The sequence below is a fragment of the Aequoribacter sp. genome, from assembly GCF_965659035.1.
Lineage (GTDB): Bacteria > Pseudomonadota > Gammaproteobacteria > Pseudomonadales > Halieaceae > Aequoribacter.
On sequence record NZ_CBFHWH010000061.1, the window covers coordinates 4,177 to 10,778 of the forward strand.

At 52.9% G+C, this 6,602-nt stretch carries 7 protein-coding genes; 3 read left to right on the plus strand and 4 right to left on the minus strand.

Annotation, left to right across the window (positions count from 1 at the left end; translation table 11 throughout):
* The 3 genes from ACTF5Z_RS08950 to ACTF5Z_RS08960 form a co-directional block, all read right to left on the minus strand.
* The coding region (locus ACTF5Z_RS08950) for a cation:proton antiporter domain-containing protein (RefSeq protein WP_438985336.1) at positions 1-1,184 on the minus strand (1,184 nt) is incomplete at its 3' end.
* 765 nt (positions 1,185-1,949) lie between these two features.
* On the minus strand, positions 1,950-2,669 hold the full coding sequence (locus ACTF5Z_RS08955) for an FKBP-type peptidyl-prolyl cis-trans isomerase (RefSeq protein WP_423853312.1): 720 nt from the start codon (positions 2,667-2,669) through the stop codon (positions 1,950-1,952).
* Positions 2,670-2,748: 79 nt separating this feature from the next.
* Complete coding sequence (locus ACTF5Z_RS08960; protein ID WP_438985337.1) at positions 2,749-3,255, minus strand: TIGR02444 family protein; 507 nt, start codon at positions 3,253-3,255, stop codon at positions 2,749-2,751.
* Positions 3,256-3,315: 60 nt separating this feature from the next.
* Between ACTF5Z_RS08960 and ACTF5Z_RS08965 the strand changes: the two genes are divergently transcribed.
* On the plus strand, positions 3,316-5,217 hold the full coding sequence (locus ACTF5Z_RS08965) for an ABC-F family ATP-binding cassette domain-containing protein (RefSeq protein WP_438985338.1): 1,902 nt from the start codon (positions 3,316-3,318) through the stop codon (positions 5,215-5,217).
* On the opposite strand, the gene ACTF5Z_RS08970 is transcribed toward ACTF5Z_RS08965, so the two are convergent.
* A complete protein-coding gene (locus ACTF5Z_RS08970; RefSeq protein ID WP_438985339.1) occupies positions 5,214-5,495 on the minus strand; it encodes a GIY-YIG nuclease family protein in 282 nt (93 codons plus the stop codon). The genes ACTF5Z_RS08965 and ACTF5Z_RS08970 overlap by 4 nt on opposite strands.
* A gap of 228 nt (positions 5,496-5,723) precedes the next feature.
* Here ACTF5Z_RS08970 and trxA point away from each other — a divergent pair, with 228 nt between their 5' ends.
* Positions 5,724-6,050 (plus strand): thioredoxin TrxA, encoded by a 327-nt coding sequence (gene trxA / locus ACTF5Z_RS08975; RefSeq protein WP_423850625.1) that lies wholly within the window; start codon positions 5,724-5,726, stop codon positions 6,048-6,050.
* 177 nt (positions 6,051-6,227) lie between these two features.
* Positions 6,228-6,602: Rho termination factor N-terminal domain-containing protein (locus ACTF5Z_RS08980; RefSeq protein WP_438985340.1), on the plus strand; the 375-nt coding region annotated here is incomplete at its 3' end.

The following is a 6,602-nucleotide window of genomic DNA, read 5'->3' on the forward strand; positions in this document are numbered from 1 at the left end:
GCGCCCGTCCCGATATTACCCATTCCCAACACAATGACTTTTACGCCCTGGGTATCTGGGTGCGATTGGCGCAGTTTAATCGACTCAAAGGACCGCAGCTTGGGCTGCCACCGGCGATACCAGGCGTGAGCCTTGGTGTTAAGCGGCGACGACAGAATAAAGCTCACTGCAATTGCCAAGCTAATCGCGCCACTCCACTGCGCGTCAACCCAACCGGCACTGGCCGCGACAGCCAACACGATAAGACCGAATTCGCTGTAGTTACCCAATGCCATCGAACTTAAAAACGAGACGCGTGCAGGTGCATGCAACTTGGTTAATAAGGGAAAATACAGCAGGGGCTTGAGTAGCGACAACACCCCAACCAGGACAGCAATGGCGACGATCTGAGGCTCAGGCCAGCCCGACAAACCAATGAGTAAGAAGAAGCTGACCAAGAACAAATCTTTAAACTGCATTAGGTTACGTGACAGCTCTTTCGCCTTTTGATGACCCGCTAAGCTTCCGGCAATAATCAGCGCACCCAAATCACCCTTAACGCCCACCATCTCGCACAGAGCCGCGCCACCCAAGGCCAAGGTAAGACCTGCTAGGGTAAACAATTCCCCATAGCCGCAGTAACTCAGTAAACGCAGTATGACTGGACGCAGCGGCACTAACAAAAACAGCGCCAGTGCCTCTAAGGTCGGCACCTTACCTGCCGCAAAGGCTAAAAACACCACAGCCGCCAAATCCTGCACAATCAGAATACCCACCGCCAACTTGGCGTGGCGCGATGCACTCTCACCTCGCTCTTGCAACACCTGTATCACAAACACGGTACTGGAGAAGGTCAGCGCAAACGCAATCACCGCGGTTGCGGTCCACGATAGAGTCAACAAGCCCAAGGCCACACAAGCCGCCAACAAGGCCATAAAAAACGCCTGTGTCGCCAGCATGTGCAGTAAGGTAGTGCCCCAAACTTGGGGCTTGAGCAAATCCTTAAACTCTAGCTTCAAGCCGATGGTAAACAGCAGCAAGGTGATGCCAATGTCCGAGAGCGTCTGCAAAAACTCACCCGCTTGGGCATCGAGTTCATGCAGGGCAAAGCCTGCCGCTAAATAGCCTATAAGGGCGGGCAAACCCAAAGCGCGCGCACCAATACCAAATCCAAGGGCCACCAAAATAATCAGCGGATCGAACATCGTGCTACCTACATCTGTTAAGAATGCCTACCTTATCAGAAAGTCAGTACCCCAAGGGAGAGTTAAGATAGGCCGCAAGGTGTTTTGGTTTGAGGCCCCAGTCCCGAAAGTCTGGTATTCAGCCAGCGCATGGACTCGTGATTTGTTGTGCGAACACTCAGTGCGCAGCTTTGACCGAGCGCGCTTGGCTAGGCTGTCGGCGAAAATGTTTGAGCACGAGACGCTAGGCGAGTGCGAATTTTTAAGCCGTCGCCATTAGCGCAAGGGCGCGAGCAAAATAAATGACGAGGCGGGCGCGAATAAGTAGCTTTTCAGATTTGTAGTTTTAACGATCCGCCTTCACGTCTCAGCCAATTTCTTGCGGATCGCTTCAAGGCCATCCGTGGCACGCTACGCACGCGACGTCCTGTCGCGTGACGTTCCGCGCGAAACAGGCTGCAGCCGCTCGGCTGAGTTTTGTATTCTTCCCAGAATATGTGGTACCTAACCCCAAATGGTCAAGTTATTGGATCTAGGCATACAGCCAGCGCATGGACTCGTGATTTGTTGTGCGAACACTGAGTGCGCTGCTTTGACCGAGCGCGCTTGGCTAGGCGAGTGCGAGTTCTTGAGCCGTCGCCAGTAGCGCAAGGGCGCGAGCAAAATAAATGACGAGACGGGCGCGGATAAGAATCTTCTCACAAACAAAGGCTGAACAACCCCACCCCCGCCTTGCTGAAACAAAAAAGCACGCCCGGAAGCGTGCTTTTCCGATCAAAAGCGGGCTTACTCAGCTGGCGTTACGATATCCAACAGCTCTACTTCAAAAATCAAAGTAGACGACGGACCAATTTTCGCGCCCGCACCGCGGCTGCCGTAGGCAAGGTCAGAAGGAATGTAGAAGGTAAACTTAGAACCCACGGGCATTAACTGTAAACCCTCGGTCCAACCTGCAATGACTTGGTTCAGGCCAAACTCTGCGGGCTCGCCGCGCGAGTAGCTTGAGTCAAACTCTTCGCCATTTAAGAGTGTGCCGCGATAGTGAACACGAACCACGTCAGTCGCAGCAGGCTTGGCGCCATCACCCATCGATTCCACTTTGTACTGCAAGCCCGATTCGGTGGCCATGACACCTTCTTTGGTCGCGTTTTCAGCCAAGAAGGCCTCACCTTCAGCGGCATTAGTCGCGCCGGCTTCTTCGGCTTCGTTTTCCATTTTGGCCTGCATACGTGCTTGGAAAGCAGCCATCTCAGCAGCAATTTCTTCGTCGGTCAGTTTTGACTCGGCGCCAGACAAGGCGTCTTGTACGCCAGCAGCAAAAGCGTCTGCATCGACTTCTAGAGATTCAGCAACCATACGCTCGCCCATATTGTAGGCCATACCGTAGCTAAAGCGCTGTTCGGGGGTTTCGAGTGCAGTACTGGCAGCTGGGGCATCTTCTTTAGGTTGGCAAGCGGCCAACACCACGAGGCTGCTCAGAGCCACTGACATTGCGAGTTTTTTCATGAGTTGCTTCCTTTGGTTCAATAAGTGTTGCCAAGATAAATCGGCGTTGTTTACAAGTGCGCTAGACTAACACCACACCCTAGCGCTGACCAGCCGTAGCGCGGTATTGTGCGGCAATTCGAGAGGCCAATGCTGCCCACGCGGTCTGATCAGACACCGGGAGTGCAGCCAAGTTCTGTTCGATCAAGATCCTTACGTCAACAGGCATTGCGTGCTGCGTGATATCACCTACCAAATTATCGGATGCGAAGGCGTCGTACAATATCGCCTGAACTTGTTTTTCAAGTGACAACTCAAGCGCCTGCAGGGCTTGTCGGGGTTCTTGCAAGACACCAATGCCTTTCCATCTTCGACGCAAGGCTCGCACTGGTTCAATACCTTGCTCTCGGAGTTCTGCCGTGCGTTGCAAAAGATTCGCGGCGCGCGCTTCAGATAACACCATGCCGTGTTCGGCAAGCCACAAGGCGGCAAGAGCAAAATTGACGTCGACGCCCAGCCGATCTTGGGCCTCTAGTAGCAAAGATTGAAGCGGCTCATACGCGTACACCTTTAGCGAGAACTGCCACAACGAATGTTCCTGCAACATGCCGTGTTTCCTGTTGACTAGGCGTGTATCATAGCGCTTTTTTTACTGTGCCGTTGGTCCATGATCATTCTTAAAGACATTAGTATTCGCCGCGGGCCAAAACTCCTGATCGAAAACGCCAACCTGACCATTAATCCAGGTCAGAAACTGGCGCTGATCGGAGCAAATGGCTGCGGTAAATCCAGCTTCTTTGCCATGCTGATTGGGCATCTTGCCGCTGACAAAGGCGATATTACCGGCATGGCCAACTTGCGGTTAGCGCATATGGCGCAAGAAGTGAGCGCAGTCGATTTGTCGGCGCACGACTACGTATTTGCCGGGCACGAGCAGGCCTACACAACTTACCAAGCGCTTAAGAAAGCAGAACGTGACGAAGACTACGAGCAAGTCGCCAAATTGCATCAGCGCTTGGATGAGCACGATTGGTACGTCGTCGAACGCGAGGCCAGCCGCTTACTCGAAGGTTTGGGCTTCCCGCCAGAGCAACATAACAACAAAGTGGCTGACTTTTCCGGTGGCTGGCGCATTCGGTTGAATTTGGCGCGCGCCCTGCTGACCCCTTCGGATATTTTGCTGCTAGATGAGCCCACCAACCACTTAGATTTAGACGCCACGGTTTGGCTGCAAAGCTGGCTAAATCAATACCAAGGCACGATTGTATTGATATCGCACGACCGCGATTTTATCGACGCCGTGTGCGAGCGTATCGTGCATATCGAGCATTGCGGCTTGCATGCCTACAAAGGCAACTACTCGCAATTTGAGGAGCAACGCGCCGAGCGCTTGGCTCAGCAACAAGCCATCTTTGAAAAACAAAGCAAACGCGTCGCCGAAATCGAAGCTTTCGTCGCCCGCTTTCGCTATAAAGCGACAAAAGCGAAACAGGCACAAAGCCGCCTCAAAGAACTCGAGCGCCTACCCAAGGTCGCGGCGGTACAAGCGGAGTCGCCCTTCCAGTTCCGGTTCTTAGATCCCAAAGCGGCGTCTGACCCCTTACTAAAATTAGAAAAGGCCGACATTGGCTATGGCGCTACAGCGGTGCTTAACACTGTCGAGCTGACCCTGCGTCCCGAAAGCCGCATTGGCCTAATTGGACGCAATGGCGCCGGTAAAAGTACCTTGTTAAAAGCCTTGGTGGGCGACCTTTCGCTACTGCAAGGCAAGCGCGAAACGGGCGCGCACTGTGCCATTGGTTATTTTAACCAGCACCAATTAGAAGCCCTGGATCTAAACGCCAGCCCCTTGCAGCATTTACTGCGTTTGCGTCCTGAAGTGCGCGATCAGGACGCGCTGAACTTTTTGGGTGGCTTTGACTTTAAAGGCGAAATGGCCACCGACCCCATTGCGCCCCGCAGCGGTGGCGAAAAAGCGCGGTTAGCGCTTGCGCAAATTGTGTGGCTCGCACCCAACGTCCTCATTTTGGACGAACCCACCAACCATCTCGACTTAATGATGCGAGCTGCGCTTGAATACGCACTGCAAAGCTTTGCCGGTGCGGTTGTGTTGGTCACCCACGACCGCCATCTACTGCGCAATTGCATCGATGAGCTCTACCTAGTCGATGCTGGTCGGGTGAAACTCTACGAACAAGACCTGGCGCACTACGAGCAATGGATACTAAGCGACAAGACCCAATCTAGTATCGAAGCCGACGAGCCTAAAGCTACTGTTGCGGCCAACAAAAAAGCGCAGCGCCAAGATGCGGCGGCCAGACGGGCGCGCATGCAGCCCCTGCAAAAAGCGGCGAATCAAGCAGAGGCCAGGGTCAGCAAACTCGAAGCTGGGCTTGCCAGCGTACGCGAGGCACTCGCTGATGAGAGTTTATATACCCCCGAGCGCAAGCAAGAACTGACCGATTTGGTCGCACGCGAAGGTCATTTGGTGCGCGACCTTGCCGCAGCAGAAGAGGAATGGTTCGAGGCGCAAGAGGCATTGGAAACCTTTGCCGCAGAAAGCGACTAGTCGGCCTGCGTCCACGATGCCTTTGACGTAATTAACCGTTCTTTCGCAGATCGAGAAAGCGCTTTAATTTGTGCCTCGCACTGGCAGGCTTGGCTTCTAGAATCGCAAGCCTGCTGCCAAACGATCGCCACAGGCCGTCGAACCCGAGTGTAACGCGCACCGCCCACAATCTCGCCATTATGCTGCCTGAGACGACGTTCCACGTCAGTCGTTACACCCGTATACAAGGTGCCATCAGCGCAATTTAAGATGTATACGATCCAACTGCTTTGTTTCATCTGTTACCGCCTAGGTACGGCTTTACTAACCATAGCATGATGGCGTAAATCTGAACCACGAAACCTTGAACTCGAACACTTCACCCCCATAAACGCTGTGTAGGCAAAGTCAAAAAGCTTAGAGCTTCGGAACTCACTGACCATTCCAAGCTCTAAAGTTGCTCAGGGCGCTTGTAAGCTTAAACCACAATGCTATCATCACTTTTTTAACTAAAACGAGGAAACGTCATGAGCGACATTCTACACGTAAGCGACGCTGCGTTTGACACAGCAGTTTTAAAATCATCCGTACCGGTATTGGTCGACTTTTGGGCAGCCTGGTGTGGCCCCTGCAAAATGATTGCACCCATTCTTGATGAAATCGCACCTGAGTTCGATGGCCGTTTGCAAATCGCCAAAGTAGACGTCGACGCCAACCCAGAGACTGCCCCTAAATACGGCATTCGCGGTATTCCCACGCTCATTATCTTTAAAGACGGCGCGGTAGCAGGCACCAAAGTAGGCGCATTGTCAAAAACTCAGCTGGTCGAATTTATCAACGAAACACTCGGCTAAACTGTACAAAGCCCTAAAATAGTAGACGCGCCCGCAAGGGCGTGCTACTTTTACCTCATTGAGCACACCCACAGCGCTCGTATTGCTCCACCTTAACCAATCTTACGCAAGCCGCAAGGCACGCATTGCTCGCGCAATGTGCAGTGCATAGTTCTAACAAATCAAAACGAACCCTCTATGAATCTGACAGACCTGAAGACTAAATCCACTCAAGAACTCATCGACATCGCCAAAGAAATCGGCCTAGACAACATGGCCCGATCGCGTAAACAAGACATCATCTTCGCCATTTTAAAACGACACGCAAAAAGCGGCGAAGACATCTACGGCGATGGTGTCCTCGAAATCTTGTCAGATGGTTTTGGCTTTTTACGTTCGGCCGACAGCTCCTACCTCGCCGGCCCCGACGACATTTACGTATCACCCAGCCAAATTCGCCGCTTCAACCTGCGAACAGGCGACACCATTTCCGGCAAGATTCGCCCGCCTAAAGACAGCGAACGCTATTTTGCCTTGCTTAAAGTCGATAATGTTAACTTCGACAAGCCTGAA

Excerpts from the sequence above, each read along its gene's own strand:
- ACTF5Z_RS08960 (WP_438985337.1), bottom strand. The coding sequence starts at position 3,255 with ATGTTGCAGGAACATTCGTTGTGGCAGTTCTCGCTAAAGGTGTACGCG.
- trxA (WP_423850625.1), top strand. The coding sequence starts at position 5,724 with ATGAGCGACATTCTACACGTAAGCGACGCTGCGTTTGACACAGCAGTT.
- ACTF5Z_RS08965 (WP_438985338.1), top strand. The coding sequence starts at position 3,316 with ATGATCATTCTTAAAGACATTAGTATTCGCCGCGGGCCAAAACTCCTG.
- ACTF5Z_RS08970 (WP_438985339.1), bottom strand. The coding sequence starts at position 5,495 with ATGAAACAAAGCAGTTGGATCGTATACATCTTAAATTGCGCTGATGGC.
- ACTF5Z_RS08955 (WP_423853312.1), bottom strand. The coding sequence starts at position 2,669 with ATGAAAAAACTCGCAATGTCAGTGGCTCTGAGCAGCCTCGTGGTGTTG.